This is a genomic window from Roseivirga sp. E12, assembly GCF_017592825.1.
Lineage (GTDB): Bacteria > Bacteroidota > Bacteroidia > Cytophagales > Cyclobacteriaceae > Roseivirga.
The window spans coordinates 1,066,640-1,085,607 of record NZ_JAGFMD010000001.1 but is presented as its reverse complement, the minus strand read 5'-3'; the positions used below and the strand labels follow the sequence as shown (position 1 = coordinate 1,085,607).

The 18,968-nt window shown below is 39.2% G+C and carries 25 protein-coding genes; 2 read left to right on the top strand and 23 right to left on the bottom strand.

Annotation, left to right across the window (positions count from 1 at the left end; genetic code table 11):
* Positions 1–70 precede the first annotated feature (70 nt).
* The 7 genes from J4E76_RS04695 to J4E76_RS04665 all read right to left on the bottom strand — a co-directional run bounded on the left by J4E76_RS04695 (position 71) and on the right by J4E76_RS04665 (position 4,454).
* Positions 71–520, bottom strand: a complete 450-nt coding sequence (locus J4E76_RS04695; RefSeq protein ID WP_208501623.1) for a nuclear transport factor 2 family protein — start codon at positions 518–520, stop codon at positions 71–73.
* A 69-nt stretch (positions 521–589) separates the two neighbouring features.
* On the bottom strand, positions 590–1,159 hold the full coding sequence (locus J4E76_RS04690) for a Crp/Fnr family transcriptional regulator (protein WP_208501622.1): 570 nt from the start codon (positions 1,157–1,159) through the stop codon (positions 590–592).
* A 69-nt stretch (positions 1,160–1,228) separates the two neighbouring features.
* Positions 1,229–1,627, bottom strand: coding sequence for a DUF1801 domain-containing protein (locus J4E76_RS04685; protein ID WP_208501620.1), 399 nt, complete (start codon positions 1,625–1,627; stop codon positions 1,229–1,231).
* Positions 1,628–2,131 carry a hypothetical protein gene (locus J4E76_RS04680; protein WP_208501618.1) on the bottom strand — a complete coding sequence of 168 codons (504 nt, stop codon included), beginning with the start codon at positions 2,129–2,131 and terminating at the stop codon, positions 1,628–1,630.
* Positions 2,132–2,188: 57 nt separating this feature from the next.
* Positions 2,189–2,566, bottom strand: a complete 378-nt coding sequence (locus J4E76_RS04675; protein ID WP_208501616.1) for a DUF2200 domain-containing protein — start codon at positions 2,564–2,566, stop codon at positions 2,189–2,191.
* Between the two features lie 131 nt (positions 2,567–2,697).
* A complete protein-coding gene (locus tag J4E76_RS04670; protein ID WP_208501614.1) occupies positions 2,698–3,396 on the bottom strand; it encodes a LytTR family DNA-binding domain-containing protein in 699 nt (232 codons plus the stop codon).
* A complete protein-coding gene (locus J4E76_RS04665) occupies positions 3,393–4,454 on the bottom strand; it encodes a histidine kinase (RefSeq protein ID WP_208501613.1) in 1,062 nt (353 codons plus the stop codon). The genes J4E76_RS04670 and J4E76_RS04665 overlap by 4 nt, the downstream gene beginning before the upstream one ends.
* Before the next feature lie 133 nt (positions 4,455–4,587).
* On the opposite strand from J4E76_RS04665, the gene J4E76_RS04660 reads away from it, so the two are divergent.
* Together J4E76_RS04660 and J4E76_RS04655 are read left to right on the top strand one after the other, a co-directional pair.
* Positions 4,588–6,288, top strand: a complete 1,701-nt coding sequence (locus tag J4E76_RS04660; RefSeq protein ID WP_208501612.1) for a serine hydrolase — start codon at positions 4,588–4,590, stop codon at positions 6,286–6,288.
* Positions 6,289–6,336: 48 nt separating this feature from the next.
* Positions 6,337–6,870 (top strand): nuclear transport factor 2 family protein, encoded by a 534-nt coding sequence (locus J4E76_RS04655; protein WP_208501611.1) that lies wholly within the window; start codon positions 6,337–6,339, stop codon positions 6,868–6,870.
* Positions 6,871–7,023: 153 nt separating this feature from the next.
* Here the strand turns inward: J4E76_RS04655 and J4E76_RS04650 are convergent, their stop codons facing one another.
* The 16 genes from J4E76_RS04650 to J4E76_RS04575 all read right to left on the bottom strand — a co-directional run bounded on the left by J4E76_RS04650 (position 7,024) and on the right by J4E76_RS04575 (position 18,772).
* Positions 7,024–7,458, bottom strand: coding sequence for a hypothetical protein (locus J4E76_RS04650; protein ID WP_208501610.1), 435 nt, complete (start codon positions 7,456–7,458; stop codon positions 7,024–7,026).
* Positions 7,459–7,904: 446 nt separating this feature from the next.
* The gene (locus J4E76_RS04645; protein WP_208501609.1) at positions 7,905–8,192 is read right to left on the bottom strand and encodes a hypothetical protein; all 288 of its coding nucleotides are present in this window, start codon (positions 8,190–8,192) and stop codon (positions 7,905–7,907) included.
* Between the two features lie 18 nt (positions 8,193–8,210).
* The gene (locus J4E76_RS04640) at positions 8,211–8,708 is read right to left on the bottom strand and encodes a DinB family protein (protein ID WP_208501608.1); all 498 of its coding nucleotides are present in this window, start codon (positions 8,706–8,708) and stop codon (positions 8,211–8,213) included.
* An 83-nt stretch (positions 8,709–8,791) separates the two neighbouring features.
* Positions 8,792–9,421, bottom strand: coding sequence for a Crp/Fnr family transcriptional regulator (locus tag J4E76_RS04635; protein WP_208501607.1), 630 nt, complete (start codon positions 9,419–9,421; stop codon positions 8,792–8,794).
* A 231-nt stretch (positions 9,422–9,652) separates the two neighbouring features.
* The gene (locus tag J4E76_RS04630; RefSeq protein ID WP_208501606.1) at positions 9,653–9,850 is read right to left on the bottom strand and encodes a hypothetical protein; all 198 of its coding nucleotides are present in this window, start codon (positions 9,848–9,850) and stop codon (positions 9,653–9,655) included.
* Positions 9,851–9,906: 56 nt separating this feature from the next.
* Complete coding sequence (locus tag J4E76_RS04625; RefSeq protein WP_208501605.1) at positions 9,907–10,287, bottom strand: hypothetical protein; 381 nt, start codon at positions 10,285–10,287, stop codon at positions 9,907–9,909.
* Positions 10,288–10,366: 79 nt separating this feature from the next.
* Positions 10,367–11,002, bottom strand: a complete 636-nt coding sequence (locus J4E76_RS04620) for a hypothetical protein (RefSeq protein ID WP_208501604.1) — start codon at positions 11,000–11,002, stop codon at positions 10,367–10,369.
* Complete coding sequence (locus tag J4E76_RS04615) at positions 10,999–11,292, bottom strand: hypothetical protein (RefSeq protein ID WP_208501603.1); 294 nt, start codon at positions 11,290–11,292, stop codon at positions 10,999–11,001. Before J4E76_RS04615 ends, J4E76_RS04620 begins: the two co-directional genes overlap by 4 nt.
* 226 nt (positions 11,293–11,518) lie before the next feature.
* Positions 11,519–12,076, bottom strand: coding sequence for a hypothetical protein (locus J4E76_RS04610; protein ID WP_208501602.1), 558 nt, complete (start codon positions 12,074–12,076; stop codon positions 11,519–11,521).
* A 136-nt stretch (positions 12,077–12,212) separates the two neighbouring features.
* Positions 12,213–13,091: a cysteine synthase CysM gene (gene cysM / locus J4E76_RS04605; protein WP_208501600.1), complete on the bottom strand. Its 879-nt coding sequence runs from the start codon at positions 13,089–13,091 to the stop codon at positions 12,213–12,215.
* Positions 13,088–13,924 carry a serine O-acetyltransferase gene (locus tag J4E76_RS04600; RefSeq protein WP_208501599.1) on the bottom strand — a complete coding sequence of 279 codons (837 nt, stop codon included), beginning with the start codon at positions 13,922–13,924 and terminating at the stop codon, positions 13,088–13,090. Before J4E76_RS04600 ends, cysM begins: the two co-directional genes overlap by 4 nt.
* Before the next feature lie 193 nt (positions 13,925–14,117).
* Positions 14,118–14,948 carry an alpha/beta hydrolase gene (locus J4E76_RS04595; RefSeq protein WP_208501598.1) on the bottom strand — a complete coding sequence of 277 codons (831 nt, stop codon included), beginning with the start codon at positions 14,946–14,948 and terminating at the stop codon, positions 14,118–14,120.
* Positions 14,949–14,958: 10 nt separating this feature from the next.
* Positions 14,959–15,177 (bottom strand): hypothetical protein, encoded by a 219-nt coding sequence (locus tag J4E76_RS04590; protein WP_208501597.1) that lies wholly within the window; start codon positions 15,175–15,177, stop codon positions 14,959–14,961.
* Between the two features lie 31 nt (positions 15,178–15,208).
* Positions 15,209–16,138 carry an adenylate/guanylate cyclase domain-containing protein gene (locus J4E76_RS04585; RefSeq protein WP_208501596.1) on the bottom strand — a complete coding sequence of 310 codons (930 nt, stop codon included), beginning with the start codon at positions 16,136–16,138 and terminating at the stop codon, positions 15,209–15,211.
* 116 nt (positions 16,139–16,254) lie between these two features.
* Positions 16,255–16,806 carry a hypothetical protein gene (locus J4E76_RS04580; protein ID WP_208501594.1) on the bottom strand — a complete coding sequence of 184 codons (552 nt, stop codon included), beginning with the start codon at positions 16,804–16,806 and terminating at the stop codon, positions 16,255–16,257.
* Between the two features lie 94 nt (positions 16,807–16,900).
* Positions 16,901–18,772 (bottom strand): ABC-F family ATP-binding cassette domain-containing protein, encoded by a 1,872-nt coding sequence (locus tag J4E76_RS04575; RefSeq protein WP_208501592.1) that lies wholly within the window; start codon positions 18,770–18,772, stop codon positions 16,901–16,903.
* Positions 18,773–18,968 lie beyond the last annotated feature (196 nt).

The window sequence follows — 18,968 nt, the reverse complement described above, 5'->3', positions numbered from 1 at the left end:
CGCCTAACAAAGCCTGATGCTAAAAAACTGTTAGAGTAGTCATACTAAAAAGACTACTCTAACAACTGTTTTACTTCTCCATACTGGCGTAGATCTTTCTCCATTCTGAGGCATCGTAGATCAAATGAGATTCTTGGATGATGCCATCTTCCAGACGGAACCACTCTGTAGCAACATTGGATTCAACACCAGATATTGAAGATTTAAAAATATACATGGCAGCTACCCAGTCATTCGTTTCGGCTATATGCAGTACTTCTACTCCTGTTAAAACTTTTCCAATTTCTTGGGCTAAGGCAATGAATTCCACTTTGGACTTAAGTTCTACCATTGGATTTTTAAAATGATAGTCTTCGGCCAGTAGGGCCAAAGATTCATGGATCTTTTCAGTTTCGTTAAATCCATTTAGAAACTTTTCAACTACTTCTCGATTTGTCATATTCTTTTGATTAGTCTGTGAATAGATGCTGCCGGACAAAGTCAAAATTGCCATCAGCAGAATACTGCTTACTTTTTTCATAATTCATTTTTATTGATGAATCAAAGCACGGTGATCTACTAATCAAAATTCTTGGTATATACCAAGAAGTCAGATATGAATTCGATTAATCAGCTTGCTGAAGTTGGTAGGATCAATGCGTAGATAGGAAGCGAGATCCTTTTGTGGGATTAATTGAAGTAGGTGAGGGCTTCTGCTAACGAATTCCTTAAACCGATCTTCCATACTTAAGGCCATTATTTCATGTTGACGTTGTATAACGCCATTAAGAAAGAATTCAACGGTCTTTCTGAAAAGTGTTTCGATTTCCCTATGATTCTCTATGAAACTATTATGTTGCTCATAGGAGATTCTCAAAAAGTGGCTATCGGTAATTGATTCTAAATAGTATCTCGAAGGCGTTTGGGTAAAGAATGACTCTGGGATCCCACTGAAAGATGGTGCATAGGCAAAGGCTATTACATGTTCTTTGTCTTCATGCATGTAATATGATTTTTGAATACCCTCAATTACATAATAAAGATATTTCTCGGTTCGTCCTGGTACAGTAATTGTCTGTTTCTTAGAAACCTCGTACTCTTTCCAAAGTGAAACGTATTGGTTGAGAGTAGCCTCACTTACCGGGTGTATTTGTTTAAGGAAAGATTTGAATGAATCCAATGGCATGCCTATGTAAGGATGGGTTTATGTTGAATAGGTTATTCGAAGGCTTGAAATTTCTTTATTTGACTATTCTTTCATTATTCGCTCTATGACATCGGCATAAGCTATTTCGATTAGAGAACCGATTTTTTCATCATCGTATTGCCGATCGGGAAAGAGCTTTATATGCCGCATTCTTTTTCCATTTCCCTCAAGCAAGCCTTGTTCATCGGGAAGTTCCGCTCCGTAGAAGAATCCTAGGTTTATATGTGCTTTGTAGACGTTTATATATGCAAAGGGTGTGTTTTCAACACAGGCTACCGGGTGTCCATCATGGAATATGGTGTCAACCAGTTCACCACATTGTTGTATAACCCTAAACCATTTAGTGGCCAGGGGCTGTAAGGCTTTAGGTTTCTGATCCAGCCACTCTTTAAAGTCAATGTTCTCAATGTCATTACCTGTAAATCGAAGTAACTCTGTCATTCAATTATCCAATAGAATAGGTTGCTTTTTTGGCGGAATGACCAAATCCATGTTGTAGTTGGGAAGCATTACTTGCACATTTTGCATTGTTATCTGAGCTGTATCAATAAAGTACCATTTTAGCCCTTTGTCTTCTGAGATAGCTAGGAGATAGCTCTCTGTTTTTATTTTCCCGTTTGGCATCTTCATAACAATCGTTTGTGGTACTAGGCTGAATAGATTGTCATCACCAGTCGTATATATATCACTGGGTTCACCAATGTCGGCTGAAATAAACTCGATCTGTTGCTGTTCCATCATGTTTATTAATACTGATGTCATTTGCTCTTTGCCCCCCACCATTTGAACAATCTTAGGGTAGGTATATTCAATCACCGTATCCCAGTCGGAATTAACTGTTGCTGTGGCTACTTCTGTGGCTTTTTCTTTTATAATCGCTTTGCTGTTCTGAGCAATGGCCGAAGATGAGAATAAGAAAAGGAGGACTGCTATGAGTTGTTTCATGTGATGTTCTGGCTAAACTGTGTTTTAATGTAGCTTAAATTTTGCTGACACCAGTTTCTACTTTTTTTCTTCGCGCAAAATTTTCTCCATTTTACGACCCCTTGCCAATTCATCAATCAACTTTTCCATCTGTCTGCACTGTTTATACAATTCGAATTCATCCTCGATCTCTTCAATTCGATAGCCACAAACCACTCCTTTGATCATATGCGCATTGCGGTGAATCTTGGCTTTTTGAAAAAACTCTCTAAAAGATGCTTTTTCATCAATAAGTGTCTGTAAAGCACCTTGATCAAAACCAGTAAACCATTTAATTACTTGGTCGAGCTCTTCTTTTGTTCTGTCGTTTTTCTCCAATCTATTGAGATAAAGAGGATAGATGGATGCGAATATCATATTGGCAACCTTTTCATTTTTTTCGGCTGTAACCTTCATTTTAATTTGATTTCTGCTGAAGACAAGTTGCTAGGAGTGGGCAAAAGCAGGTCTTTGCCTTTCCTTTTACACATTGCATTGCTTTATAAATTTAAAACTTGTGGCGGACTTACCAATATGCATTTTCGGCTTTACTCCAATTCTAATTTAAAGCACTCTTTTACTTTCTCTCTATAGCTGCGACCGATAGGGATTTGCTCTGTGCCTACATGAATAAAGCCATATTCAATAACATCAGCTTTCTGTACATTGACTATATAAGACCTATGGGTTTGGATAAAATTCAAAGGCCCTAAATAGTCGCATAAATGTGAAAGTGAGTGTAGCGTAATAAGCTGGCCTTTGGCTGTGTGCCAGACCACATATTCTTTCAGACCCTTGATATACAGAATTTCGTCAATATCTATTCGATGAATTTTTTTACCCTCTTTTATCGAAATCTTCTTGTTATCCGTGATTACTGTATCTGGAGGGTTGGTAAATGAGTTTACCTTTTCTATAGCTTTCGAAAATCGTTCAAAATCAAAGGGTTTTAACAAGTAGTCTGTCGCATTTAAATTGAATGCTTCTACCGCATGCTCCGCAAAAGCTGTTGTGAAAACAACCCGACAATGCTTGGGCAACATACCAGCCAGAGTAATACCATCCATATTTGGAAGGGCAATGTCTAATAGGAGTAAGTCATATTCAACATTGTTGGCTTTTTTGATGAATTCTTCTGCACTGACAAACGATGCTACCAGTGTTAGGTGCTTATGATCGTTGACATATAGTTGTAGTTTTTGCCGGGCTAGACGCTCATCTTCTATGATTACACAATTAAGCATCATTCTTGAGAATTAAGAGTTAAAGTAGTTTTCGCCTTGTTCATAGATTTAGTAAAAACGAAGGTATGGGCATTTGGATAATACATGTCCAATCTCTTCTTCAGGCTATCAATACCGAAGCCCTTTTTCTCGCTATCAAATTTTTGCGAAGAAATGGAATTGTTCATTTCCACGTGCAGTGAACCCAGATTTTCTTTCACAATCATATTGAACTCAAAAACCTCTTCTGTACCCATTCCGCTATGCTTAATGCCATTTTCTAAAATCCCGAATATCAGCAATGGTGGAATTTTCAATGCTGAATTTCCTATTGAGACATTGAGATTATCACTTACGATGGAAGTACCGATTCTAAAATCGACCAAAGCCACATATTTTTTAATGAGATCAATCTCTTCGCTCAATGTGATGAAATCCTTATCCGTTTCATAGATCATAAAGCGAAGCAGATCGCTCAGTTTTATGACATAGTCGGATGCCTGTTCTTTGTCTTGCAGGATAAGTGAATGCACATTGTTGAGTGAATTGAATAAGAAGTGGGGGCTAATTTGAGACTGTAAATATTTGATTTTGGTTTGGGCATTTTCCAGTCGCAGCGCACTGGCTTCCTGGTCGTCACGATTTTTTTGCCTGACGGCTAAAAAGATTGTGCTGCTCAACAGCCCCAAGGTATAAGGGGCCGCACCATTCATGATTCTCCAGAAAGAAGTTGGCAAAGCATACACATCAAAACCCAGGTCTTTTTGTTGACGATCCGGATGTAAAAAGTTCATCCATTCCACAATGATTATCTCACCCAAACTAAATATTAGGTAAAGAAAAGTTAGCGCCAAAAAGCTGTATAGCCAGTACCTTTTTGTGCTGAAGTACTTCGGGAAAAGCCAACACCAATTGATGTACACCAGTACAATTGTCGGAAGAACTACGGATAGGTTTCTTATTAAATATTCATCAAGTCGACTTCCTTTACTTGCCCATAATGACATAATAAACCATGAAAACAGCCATACAAGTAGATGTCCGAGAACAACTTGTTGCTTTTTATCAATTAGACTTTTCACTGTTGCAAAATAGCATGATGTCGAATAGGGTTTTTGCTGTTAGTTCCGAAATATTGGTCATTAGTTGAATAAAGATTAAGGCTGAAGCATGTGTCCGTTAGTTTGGAGAAAAGATCCTCAAAACATAGCCATAATGTATTCAAAGTCTCTACTTATCGCACTTTTTGTCATCTCGAACATTGCTGTGCATGCGCAAACCACAAAAGCCCATTCTGAACTTGATGGAAAAATAGATGCCCTTTTCCAGAATTATGAGGGCAGGCCAGGTGTTGCTGTGGCGGTTGTAAAAAATGGCGAGACACTATTTCAAAAAGGCTATGGCCTTTCGAATTTGGAGTATAATATTCCCATTACCCCCCAAACCATATTTGATGTTTCAGCTGTCGCCAAGCAATTAACGGCTGCTTGTGTCTTTCTTTTGGAAAGCGAAGGTAAGCTCAGCCTGAATGACCCCATACAAAAGTTTTTTCCTGAATTCCCAGAATATGCTGAAGGGCAAGTGACTGTTAAAAACCTGATATATCAGACGAGCGGTATTAGGAGCTATCTGGCAATAATCTTTAGCCAGAATAGATATGCCGGAGATAGAATGGATAATGAAGATGCGCGCCATATGGTGATGAAACAACGAAACTTAAATTTTGAACCTGGAACCAGGCTAGACTATAGCAATTCTAACTACGCATTGTTGAGTGATATCGTGGAGCAAGTAAGTGGTAAAAAGCTGACTGAATATGCGAAAGAAAAGCTGTTTGATCCACTGAACATGGTAAACACTAGCTTTGTGGACAGGGCAGAGCAAGTGATTAAAAACAGAGCAATAGCCTACCAAGAAGAGGAGGGTCAGTTTGTACTTAATCACTTTTTTAATTCAGCTGTGGTTGGTGACGGCATGCTATATATCAACCTAGAAGATTTAATCCGATGGAGCAATAACCTAAGTACGGGAGCTGTAGGAGGGAAAGAGCTGATTGCGAAAATCATTACACCAGGTAGGCTGAATTCTGGTGCAGCAACTAATTATGGCGGAGGAATATATAATCAAAACCACTACGACATAGAAGGTTTGCCGAGTATACGCCATGCAGGAGCTTCTGCTGGTTTTCGATCATTGTATTACAAGTTTTTAAATCAAGATGTAGCCTTCATCATTCTGAGCAATAATGCGGATACAAACGTTTGGGCTCATTTAGATGAACTGACACCACTCTTTCTTGAGGACGAGATTGGTGAAGCACAAACATTGGCGGCTGCCAATGCTGTCTCATTGACCACCGCCAGTGTGAAGCTCAATAGAAAGGAAAAACAACGACTTTCAGGAAGTTTCTACAATACCATAAATGGTAATCTTAGATGGGTGGAATTATTAGATGGCAAGTTGTTCTATAAGCGATCTGTTGATGCTCCTGGGACCCCACTGGTCGCTATTAGCTCTAATGAATTGGTGTTTGAAGCGCTCCCTTTTGTAAAGCTATCTTTTAATCAGGGGCATAAACAAATGATTTTTACAGTCAATGACCTGGACCCGATAGCTTTTGATCGATACGAAAGTGTCGCCTATGAGCAAGCTGACTTGAAAGAGTTTGAGAACAATTACTATAACGAAGACTTGGAAGTCACCTACCAAGTTAAATCCAAAGAAGGCCAGCTGCAATTGTTGATAGAAGGAGAAGAGCTGGTAGTACTCACTCCCTTTTCACAAGACATGTTTAGAGAGGAACACTTTGGATATATAAAATTCCAAAGAGATAATTCAGGGCGAATTAGCAGCTTTTCGAGGACCGATAATACATTTACGAATTTGGTTTTCCACCTCTTGAAAAACGCATCCTGATAGCTTGTATGACCAGACGATAAAATGAACAAAATGACTTCAGAGCTTATGAGAAATAAATTATTCTTTTCGTTGATCCTATTTATAGCAAGTGTTCAAATCACAACTGCTATTACCCTCAATGACTTCCCATTTGATCAAACCCAAAAGGATTCAGTCCGCATGGCTGAAATAGATCGTTTTTGGGAGCGATTAAATCAATCTGTAATCGAGGGTGACTTTGAAGCATACAAAAAGTGCTTTCATAAGGATGCTGTCATTGTTTTTGCTTCAGGAGAATACAAGACTTCAGTGCCAATTGCTGTTGCGTTGAAAGGTTGGGAGCAAGGATTTAAAGATGTCAAGGAAGGGAAGACTAAGGTGAATGTAGAATTTCGGTTTTCACAAAGAATGGGGGATGAAACTACAGCTTATGAAACGGGAATGTTTATATATACCTCTACTGACAATGCGAGCAAAGCCACCAATAAGTTTATCATTCCATTTGACATGTTACTTGTAAAGCGAAATAATCAATGGTACGGAATGATGGAGGTTCAAAAACCATTGGCCACTCAAGAAGAATGGGATGCTTTAGGATAAGCATTTTTCAAACCTCTACTAAACTGGTTAAAAAGACTTGAGGATTCCGGCAATACTGATTGAGCATTCACTGCAAGCTGGCTAATGTGAGCGGAGGGCTAATGTCTAGATAAGCTCAGTTTGCTCATTGAGCTTATTGTTTGTTAGCAGCTATTATGTACTTTTTATTTTCTCAAATAAACTTTCAATTTTTGAATCGGGAAATTCTTTAACGGACTCATATTTTTCAGGAAGAAGAACTTCGACCATTTTAAAAAATTCATCCTTATTGTCGCTAATAGCCCAAGCATCAGCAATGGTATTCATTAGGCTTGCCCTTCTCGTATTGAATTCCTGAAATTTTAAAAAAACCCTTATCATGAATAAAATCAATACTAGAAATACCGTTTTATTAACGATTAAAAGTATTACTTCATTAGTTTTCTCCAAATCTATTTCTTCAGGAAAACTTCTCACAAGAAATAAGCCTCCAATGATTATTAAAATGACGATAGCAAGGTTCGCATATTCATAGAAAATGTATTTTTTAGCTCTTTTTTTAAAATGTTTTGCAACTGAATCTTCTTTTAGTACATGTTGTTCGTTCATTTTCAGGCTCCTTGTTGATGCTAACGGTAAATATAAAAAATCGTGGTTTTGGCTGTGTGTCAGCCTTGTGCGACCATGTTTTTTATATAATGTTGTAGCACGTATTAATTTAGATATTTTTCAATTTGTTCTCTTTTCTTCAAATCCACTAGTTCGAGCGAATTCCAATCCATTAAAGGAGTGCTCCATTCTTGACCAATTTTATTAAGGACTTCTATCACTTTTTCATTTTCAGTAGGAATTGGCCCGGCTATCCAAATGCCTGTCACAGTATCAGATTCAAAATCAAAACTCCGACAACTGCTGGTATCCAAGGTGTTACCCTTAATATCCCAAATTGAACATAATGACCTATAAATCCTATAATACTACAAATCAATAAAATAACAGAATGAATTTTAGTCATAGCATAAAAAGAGGGAATTTTTAACTCCCTCTTTTTTGATTTATGCAACCGAATAAACTCGAACATCCGGATTCACTTTTAAATAAGGTTTTAAACCCTCTACAACGTCTTTAACGAATAAATCGCTTGACAGATAGGCATTGGCATTTTCAGCATTATCAAATCCGTGAATTACTTGCACGTCTTCGTCTCTAACGAGAAGTTTTTTTGATTTTGCCCCTGTTATATTATCCAGAAAAGGTTGTTTGTACTTTGAGTAAACGCTAGAGGCAGATGCTCTGTCCGCATTTTCTACTTTTAATGTAATTTCTAAATATGCATTTGGCATAATTTCTAATTCTTAAGGTTAAACAAAAGGATTTTCATCTGCTGATGGTCCATAAATAGATGGAATTTCTACATCGAGCATTTTTAAGTAAGTACTCAATTGTCCACGATGATGGCACCAATGGTTGAGCATTAAAAATCGTAGCAGTGTCGGTCTTGGCCAATCGATGATTTCTTTTCCATCAAGTGTACAAGTCCAGTTTTTAGAATCCCAGTCTGAATCAGAGCCATTCAATATTTCGATAGCTGTTTTTATACTTTCGTCAAAATTGTTCAGAATGTCCTGTTTGTTTTTCGAAAGAGGATGTGCTACTAGAACTTCTGCTGTGGTTTCTCTATTGTTCGCAAATGTGGCGATCCTGCCAGCAATAGTTGCTACGTGTAAGGCAAGCTGACCTAAAGTCATTGCTTTTGGGTGTGGTTGCCAACCGAGCTTATCTTCTGGAAGACGTTCCAAAAGTTTTTGGGTAGATGTTTTTTCAAACTCTATCTCTGCAATTAATTTTTTTGAACTCATTTTCGTATGTTTTAAAATTACAATACAAAGTAAGTTCAAGCGGTTGGCTCAAAACGGTATCAAAAGATACAGAAGAAAAATATTTATAAAAGTTCTATTGCACCACGATTAAGTTTGACTTTCCTATCGAGTTCAAACTGTTTAAGAATTCTCGAAATAACCACTCTTGTTGTTCCGAGTTCGTTAGCCAGTTCAAGATGTGATATTTTGACTTTTTTGTCCTCTTGCCTTGAAACTCGACATTCAAGATATTCCATTACTCTTTTGTCTATTTGGTTAAAAGCGACACTTTCAAAAGTGTTCAAGAGTTCGTCATATCGGTTTCTAAACGTTCGAATTACAAATTGATTCCAAGATGCATATTCTTTTTGCCATTTGGTTATCAGTCTTGTAGGTACAATCAAAACTTCTGTTTTATCAACGGCTACGGCTTGTGATGGGCTTTCATTGTTGAAAAAACAAGCCGATAAAGACATCATGCAGGTTTGTTTTGGCTCGACATAGTACAAAAGTATTTCCCTGTCTTGCTTTGTTTGAAATACTCGGATTATTCCCGAAACTACGATTGGGACAACCTTTACAAACTGACCCTCACGAACGATTACATCGCCTTTTTTAAAAGCTTTGATTTGGCAATTCGCAAGTATTTCCTCCCGAAGTTTAGGCTCGGTGAATAGGTTAATTTTATTTAAAATATCGATTGTTAATGTCATTGTTCAAATTGCACACAACGTCTAGCCAAAGTGCATATACCCACACTTTGCTACTGGCACTAAACTAGGTGATCTGCGCCACACGCACAACTGATTCCAAACACCGCTGCGTTCAGAAAGAAAAATGCCAGAATTGCAAAACTCGCAGAAAGAAACAGTCGCTTGCAGAAGGCGCAGATTGGTGGTCGGATGGCACAAAAGCTTGCTATAAGCACTTTGGTATATGCAGCTTTAGCGCTTGTTGAGTGCCGTCTTAGTCCCAAGTTCCATTACAGTTGCTACACCACCAATATTCCTTTTCAGAATCCTCAAGTTTAGATTTTGACTTGGTGCCACACTCGTTACAGAGTTGTTCCTTGGTTTCATCTTCGAATGCTGTATAGCCGCAGTTTCTGCATGCCCATTTTGTAAGTTGAGATTCTTCTTCATCTATTGACCAACTAAATCGTTCTTGTTCACAAGATGGACACTTGAGTTCAGCCATTTCAGTGTTCAGATTTAAAGGTCACAATCTCAACCTTTGGCTTTTCGTTCGAATATGACTCAATGGCTTGTTGAAGAGCAAGTGTTGCCAATAAGTAGTTTGTCTCCTCGTTTGTTAGTCCAACTGCGGCAACTTTCTCAGTCAAGATTTCAGTTAGTTCGTTAAATGCAGCCTCTAGATTTTCTTCAGGTGTTCCCAGATCAAAGTGGTTATGGAGTTCGTTGATACCAACCATAAACCCGTCTTCATCTTTGGCTATCCAAGTGTTATAACGAGGGTTCAAAAAATTCAGGGTTATGGTAGTCTGATGTTCGTCTGACTCAGTTCTTGCCTTAGTTATCAGTTCTGGAAATCTTCTCTTGAATTCAGTTTGCAGGTTCATATGCGATTTGCAGTTGTGGCATTCAACGTTGAGTGTAAAATGCGTTTTAATGCATTTTTACATAGTGTTGTAGCACGTTTTAATTTAAATATTTTTCAATCTGTTCTTTGTCTTTCAAATCAATCAGCTCAAGAGAGTTCCAATCCATTAGAAGTAAGCTCCATTTATTGCCGATATTATTTAGAGCTTGAGCAAATTCTTCATTTTCAACACTGGGGGATCCAGCAACCCAAATCCCAGTAACAGAGTCAGATTCGAAATCAAAGAATATTCCATTATAGTTTTCACCGTATCCAAAAGTATTTTTGCTTGTCATTTCTCCAGGTCGAATTCCTGTTGAAACCTCTGTATATCTTTTAATGGGTAACTCTGATAAAATCAAATCAAGTTCTCTCGTTTTTATTCCTCGTTGTTTTAGTTTAAATCCATTTTCTTCTCTGACCATCATATCCGTATATCCACCTCCATCAAAATGCTTTTCTGCAAAGTCTTGAACGTTTTCAGCTTGTTTTATCAATTCGCTGAAGTTCTCATCAGGTATTATTTCTACTTGTCTGTAATCATCCTCGTGGTAAAAAATTGAATTGGACATATCAATTTGTTCTTTTTTAGGTTCACTTCCGGATTGAGTGTTTGATGACTTTGAACGCCTCTGAGATAACATCACAATTATTAACCCAACTATGAGAACTGCTATGATTATTACGATTTTCACTCTTTATCGAAGATTTTGGCTATTGTAAAATTTGGATTCCACTCTCGTAGTACATTAATTTCATTATCATCTGGACATTCAATTAGAATTCCAATATTCGGTTTTTCAGGTGTTGAACGAATCCCTTCAATTCCAGTGATCCTTCTTCTTATGAGTTCCCCATTAAATTCGAATTCAATTATGTCACTAAGATTAACAATCCCTTCCATGATTTTTCCAGCAAAAACAATTCCTCTTCCAGTTATTTTGAAAGTATCTTCTATTTGATATGTCGCCTTTGGACTGCTCATTTCATGTGCTACAACGTTTAGTATATGGCAAGTAGGGCAGTAGAAAGCGATAAACTTTCAAGGTTGTGCTGAGCCAAAACGTTGTATTTTGTTTTTAATTTATTCATTCTTAAAAGCCAAATTTTAAATATTTCCCTTCGGGTAATCTAACGATTTGGCGGTGTTGGTAAATAGTACTGGACTTTCGTAAGCTACTGAAAGTCCTATTTGTTGTTTACAGTGTTAGCTACCGTTTTATTATTTTCTTTTTTACAGTTTCTTTGTCAAAGTCTGTCGAATAGGTCATTTCGATTGCATGGTCGCTTGAATTAATTTTCACTGTTTCAAAGTCAATCGGACCTTCGCTTTCAAATTCCCCATAATCTTTTTCAAAAATCAGAAATTGTCTTTCTTTTATTTGATATGAACAACAAGGTGCTATAAAACCTTGAAATGGTGTTGATATAATTATCTCATCATTTTCAAATTCCTTTTCATTTGGAACTATGGGAAAGAGAATTAATGAGATTATTAATGCTCCGAATATTCCACGAAATATTAACCCAATTATTAGAAGTAACGCGGCAGTAGCATAAATTGAGAAGTAGATATTTATTCTCTTAAACGGCTTTAAGTAGAAAAAGAAAAGTGCTAGGCCACTTATTGCTGTTAAAGTCTCAATTCCAAATTCTATACTCCCTTGGAGACTATAAACCGATAGTTTTTTGACAAGAATATTTAAAATCCCAATCGTCAGAGTGACAAGATGAATTCTTATCAATATTTTCAACGGTCTTGTTTTCATATGGTAGCGAACCATTGTAGAAACGGAAATTAGCGAAAACCGATAGATGCCATTAACTATTAATATAAAAAAGCACTATTAGTTTAATGGTGATGATTATTCCACATTTTAAGGAAATACTGGTGGCTAAACGCTATTAACCAAACAAATCAGAACTCAGGTAGCGATCGCCCCGGTCGCAGACAATATGGACGATGAGGCCTTCTTCGATCTCATTGGCAATTTCCAAAGCGGCAGTTAATGCCCCTCCGGAACTCATACCAGCAAGAACACCTTCTTCTTTGGCAAGCCTGCGGGTCATATTAGTGGCGTCTTCCTGACTTACATCAATGACGCGATCTACCCTTGAGGGATCGAAGATCTTTGGTAGAAACTCAGGTGACCAGCGTCTGATGCCTGGGATGCTTGAACCATCTTTGGGTTGTGTACCCACAATCTGAATATTCGGGTTTTGCTCTTTCAGGTAGTGCGAGACGCCCATAATGGTGCCTGTAGTGCCCATAGCTGAGACGAAATGAGTTATCTGCCCGTCAGTGTCTTTCCAGATTTCGGGACCTGTAGTTTTGTAATGCTGGCCGTAATTGTCTGCATTCCCAAATTGATTCAGCATATAATAACCTTCTTCATTGGCCATTTGCTCAGCAAGGGTTCGTGAGTATTCAATGGTCTGTTTGGCGGGGGTGAGGATGACTTTAGCCCCATAAGCTTCCATGCTAAGGACCCGCTCTCTGGTGGAATTATCGGGCATTATCAACGTCATGTCAACGCCCATGATACTGGAAATCATAGCGAGGGCTATACCTGTATTGCCACTGGTAGCTTCCACTAGTTTGTCACCTGGCTTGATATCGCCTCGGTCTAGTGCTCCTTTGATCATACCATAAGCGGCTCGATCTTTCACGCTTCCACCAGGGTTATTGCCTTCTAGTTTACCAAATATCCTAACCTTAGGATTGGGGCTAATTCCTTTGTATTCGACAAGGGGAGTGTTGCCAATTAAATCTTCAATACTCATGCGCTTTCGCCTTTAAATATAATGGTGTCTGTGGTGCCTTCAGAAGTTGACATTTGGGCTTGATAATAGATTTTGGAAAAAGGAGGGATGCTGTTTGTGAGCCAGACATTTCCGCCAATAATTGAATCATGTCCGATTTCTGTATTGCCTCCCAAAATAGTAGCTCCCGCATAAAGGACCACGTTGTCACCGATGGTGGGATGCCTTTTCAGTGTGGCGTCCTTTTTATCAACACTAAGAGCGCCAAGTGTCACACCTTGATAGATCTTTACATGATCGCCAATAACAGTGGTTTCACCTATTACCACTCCAGTGCCGTGGTCTATACAGAAGAACTGACCGATATCAGCTCCTGGGTGAATATCAATGCCTGTCTTGCTATGAGCATATTCAGAAATGATCCTCGGTACAAGTCCAACACCCAAAACATGTAACTGATGGGCTATTCTATGTGCTGCTGTTGCCATAAATCCAGGATAGGTTCTGATTACCTCTGTTCTACTTTTTGCAGCTGGATCACCCTCGAAAAGTGCGGTAATGTCTTGCTCCATTTGTTGATAGGTCGCAGGCAATTCTTCGAAGAAACGTTCTGTCACATGAGCTGGATCTAGTTCTCCCTTGGTTGGGTTCTTGGATAAGATTTGGTCTAATTGAAGTTTCAGTCGCTCGATATAGAGTTCAAATTCTCTTTGGGTATTGAACTGCTGCTTAGCAAAGTCGGGAAATAGCACGCCCAATAACTCGTTGAACCAGTTGGCTACTGTTTCTGGTGATGGGCAGCTAGGACAGGCTTGCTGTCGAATGTATAGACTGTTGATAAAGTCGCGATCCATGTATTTCTAAGTGATGATTTGTACAAACGGTTCCTTTTGAATGTTTAACTCAAAAGGCTTTGTCCTTAGAACGACACGATAAGGAGAGTGTAAGGTTGTCTGTTTTGTCTATAATTTTAGTAGGGTGTTAACGAGGTGTTAATAAATACTGTCCTTTAACATTCTAATAACCTTTTATGAAGCGCGAAAAGCCTCAATTACTCTTGTTAACAAATTGAAGTCCTGCCACAAATGCGGGCGCCATTGATGCCATATGTGAAGCATCAAATTTTTGAGATTTCAAGACGATATCTTGAGCTGCTTTGTTTTTCAAAACCTTGATAAAGGCTTTATAAGCATCTGCAAATGTTTGTTTCTCTTTGGTTCCGTAGGATGTAAACACCCTTGCGGATTTATTAGGAAAGGACTCAATGGAATTAAGTTGGCTCAGAGCATATCCATTGTCTTCATCTACTGAAGGGCTAGTGATAATATAGCCATCGAACATCTCTGGTTTAGTCATCAATGCATACAAGCCAAACAGTCCTGCTGTTGAGTGTCCGTAGATGATTTTTTCTTCCGTGGTTCTATATTTCTCTTTGACCTTGGGAATAAGCTCCTTTTCAAGAAAGGCCATAAACTTATCGGCTCCGCCAGACCCTGGGGCGCTAATTACCTTAGATGGCATATAGTCTCGAGCCCTTTTCTGAATCCAGTTGCCGAAATCTTTGTATCCAATACCCACAATTATCATGGGAGGGTTTTCTGGTTCAAATGATATAAGTGTTTGGATGTCATGTGCCATGCCGAAGGTCACATTGGCATCCAGAATATAAAGCACCTTATAAGTCGTTTCAGATTGTGCATATCCAAAAGGAAGGCTTACCGATATTTCAAAATCGTCATCGACACTGCTTGATTTGATTGTGAATTGCTCGGTGTTTGCCAATTGAACTGGCTTGGTTTGGGCCGAAAGTGTACTTTGACCAAAAAGCATTAAGACCATGCAGCTGAGCACAGCAATTTGAGTTTTCTTTAGTTTCATTTTAGTTGTTTTAGGAGAATCTACGCATGCCTTTCATAAACTGCTTTCTCTCTTTGAACTGGTGGTTTGTCAATATGAAATAATAGAGCGGTCCAATGAATAGGCCATGGAACATGGGGATCTGTTGCTTACCTACTCTCGTTCGGTTGGATTTATAGGCATCTACAAAAATGAAGGCATAGGAGACTAATAAAAGACTTCCAAGGACAATCCAGAGTGTTGTGTTCATAAATAAATTAACGCCTGAATTGGCCAAAGTGTTATGCCGTAGGCATAGAAGCAAGCATCCGATCCAATGCATATACTCTGTGAGTACCTTCTTTTCCTTTGGCTTCGATTTCATAGGTACCACTGATGGTACACCACTTATCGAACTGTCGATAGAGCGCTTCGGAAATAAGAAACTTAGTATTTAAAGCCTTATTGGCTTGCTCTATACGGCTGGCAAAATTCACAGTATCACCAATGGCAGCTTCTTTTTCCATTCCTGTGATGCCGATAGTTCCCCAAATGACATTACCAGTGTGCGCACCAAGCCTGATTTTAAAATCACGATTGACCAAGGCATGTATGTCGTGATCAAACTTATCTACTGCGTCCTGCAAGGCAAAGCCTGCGCTGATCAAGTTGCCTGCATGTTTTGGATCGTCATCAAGACCGAAAATGGCCAAAAAACCATCTCCATAGTAGTCAATAATTCTGCCATTGTACTTCTTGATAATGCTACCCGCAATGTAGAAATATCGGTTTAGTACATGAACCACGTCATAAGCGGGTGTTTTCTCTGTGAAAGCGGTGTAGTCCGCTATATCTACGAAGAGCACCGAGGCCTTTTTTACCTGTCCCAGACTTCTGGGTTTTCCTTCTTCTCCATGCTGGAGAATTACGTCCTCGTCCACTTTGTCCATCACCAATCGTCTGACTTTTAAATCATGCTGAGGTTTTGTCTGGCAGGCCAAACGGATCTCTTCAGGTAGGCCCAGCTGCTTGGCCAAGGCCAGTTCTTTGTCATTTCTTTCTGGCAGTTTATCAAGCCCCTCTTGAACAAGTACGCGACAGGTAGAGCAAAAGGCATTACCACCGCAAGCATGAACATGCGGAATATCATGCTTCAAGGCAGCATCGAGAATCGTTTCTTCCGGATCCGTTTGAATACATTTTTTGTCACTACTGAACTCTAATTTTGCCATGCTTATGCTAATCCTTTTCACCGATAACCTCTAATGACGAGTCGGTTCTATGAAGTTAGCAATTAACGCACGGGGAGTGACAGATTGTTCCCTGAATTCGTGGAATCATCTAAAATTTATCTTCCCCACTCAGGAATGTCTTGCTCAATTTGTATAAGCTCGTTGAGGTAATATTCTCGTCTTACAATAGTTGACTCATCATAAATACTGAAAATGTCACAGTCATTGCACATCATGCTCGCAGGTAAGCCGTTGGGAAGCTTGGTGTTATTAGTTAGTCTGTCGAGCAAAGCTGCTCCAAACTCTCGAAATAAAAAGTTTTCGCGTTGTTGGTCATTTCGAGATTCCCAACAGTCGTCATGTCTCGAAATCTCGATTCGAGCATTGCCCTGATTTTCGTAATTCTCAAAGTGGCGACTACAAACACGCTGTCCGTTGAAGAAAATGTCTGCAATAAAGACCAATTCTACTCTTGATAGATCAAGCGATCCACCCCGGTTACTAACCTCCGCATCGAAACTGTCAAGGTGGACTTTTAATTCCTCATTTTGAAAAGCCGATGTGAAGTCATCAATATCTTCTCCACATGCGAACAGAGACACTAAAATCAAAACTGTGCAAAGGAGGCTAAAAACTCTGTTTGTCGATCGTGTTGTTGTAGAAGTCAAGGTCTAGTCGTTTAAAAAAAAATGATCTGCGCTCTGGTATTAAAAGCTCAGAATTATACACTAAACGACTTTTTCTAAATAAAGAAACACTCCGTCACATCAACTCAGAGAGCTCGAGCCAACGCATTTCTTTTTCATCAATCCGGTTTGTCAGGTCTTCAATGGCAGAAGACCATTGTGTAAGTTCCTCATGATCATTCGATCCTTGGTTGAGTTTTGAAATCAGCTCAGCTTTTTCTTTTTCGAGCGTTGGTATCTCTTTTTCAAGTGCATCGAACTCTCTTTTTTCATTGAAAGTTAGCTTGCGAGATTTAGCCGACTCCTTCGGTAGGGGCTTAGCAACAGGTGCTTCTTTAGTAGGTTTGTTAGTAGGTTTGTTAGTAGGTTTTGACTGGTTCTCGGTTGCTCTGAAGTCGGTATAGTTACCAGGAAAATCCTTGATGTTACCTGAGCCATCAAATACGAAAAGGTGGTCCACCAGTTTGTCCATAAAATACCTGTCATGAGATACAAGCATTAGGCAACCTTCAAAGGCCTCTAAATAAGCTTCGAGGGTATTAAGGGTGATTAGGTCTAAATCATTGGTAGGCTCATCAAGTACTAGAAAGTTGGGGCTCTGAATCAGGATTTGAAGCAGTTGAAGTCTTCGTTTTTCTCCACCACTCAGCTTTCCGATTGGTTTGTACTGTACATCCGGAGGGAAGAGGAAGCGTGTCAAGAATTGAGATACAGGCACAGTTCTGCCTTTTCCCACTTCAACCACTTCTGCGATGGATTTCGCAAAGTCAATGATCGTTTGCTGATTATCAAAGCTCAACTCCGTTTGCTTGTAGTAGCCAAACTTAGTAGTTGCACCTTTATCGATAACTCCTGCTTTTGGTTCGAGTTCCCCCATAAGGAGCTTGATAAATGTTGTCTTACCTGAACCATTAGGTCCGACAATGCCCACTCTTTCCTTTCTGGGGAAGACATAATCAAAATCACTTATTAACAGGTTTTCATCGAAACCATGGCTTAATCCATCTACTTCTAGTACTTTTTTACCCTGTCTCTGCGCTTCGGCCTTAAGTTTGAGGTCTTGTGAGTTCTCTTTGCTGAAGGCCTTGCTTTTCGTATCCTGAAATGCGTCAACTCGGTATTTAGCCTTGGTTCCCCTTGCTTTTGGCTGCCTTCTTATCCAGTCTAATTCCTTTCTATAAAGGTTCTTAGCTTTGTCAATTGACGAGTTTTCTGAAAGCTCACGTTCGGCCTTTTTCTCTAAAAAGAAACCATAGTTCCCTTTGTAGTGGTGTGTCTGCCCCTTGTCTAATTCTATTATCTCATCTGTTACTTTCTCAAGGAAGTACCTGTCGTGCGTAACAAGAATAAGGGCCATGTTAGATTGGCTCAAATAGTTTTCTAGCCACTCAATAGTTTCAATGTCCAAGTGGTTGGTTGGCTCATCAAGAATCAACAGGTCAGGCTTTTGGATAAGCACGCTTGCCAAGGCAATGCGTTTTTGTTGTCCCCCAGAAAGCTTTGAGACTTCTAAGTCAAGGTCATGTAGGCCGAGCTTCCCTAAAATTTGCTTGGCCTGGCTTTCCAGACTCCATGCATCGGCTGCGTCAATTTTCTCTATTAGTGATTCAAGAGCATCACTATCGGAATTGAGCAGGGCCCGTTCATAAGCTATCAGTAATTGTTGCGTTTCATCATTCTCATCAAATACTGCATCAAGTATAGTCTGGCCAGCTTTAAAGGCAGGGTTTTGCAGCAGCGACCTGACTACAATGTCGTTACGAAAAACAACCTCACCAGAATCTGGACTTTCGATGCCTGTCAAGACCTTTAATAAGGTGGACTTTCCTGAACCATTAATACCCACCAGGGCAACTTTCTGGCCTTGGGAAATGCCCATTGATAAGTCATTTAAGATAGTTCTGTCACCAAATGTTTTGGAGATACTTTCGACCGACAAGTAATTCATTGGGTCAAAATTAAGACAGTAACCGAGACTTATTAGATGTCGAGCCAAAGAATATGGAATTGGGGAATTTAGATTGGTTCAAATCAAACAAAACATCGCTTCCGTTCATCCTTATTAAGAGCAGTTTGAATAAATTTTTTGAAGTATTCCTGAATTAGTGTAATGAATCTTCACGAATCACGTACGTAGTTATATA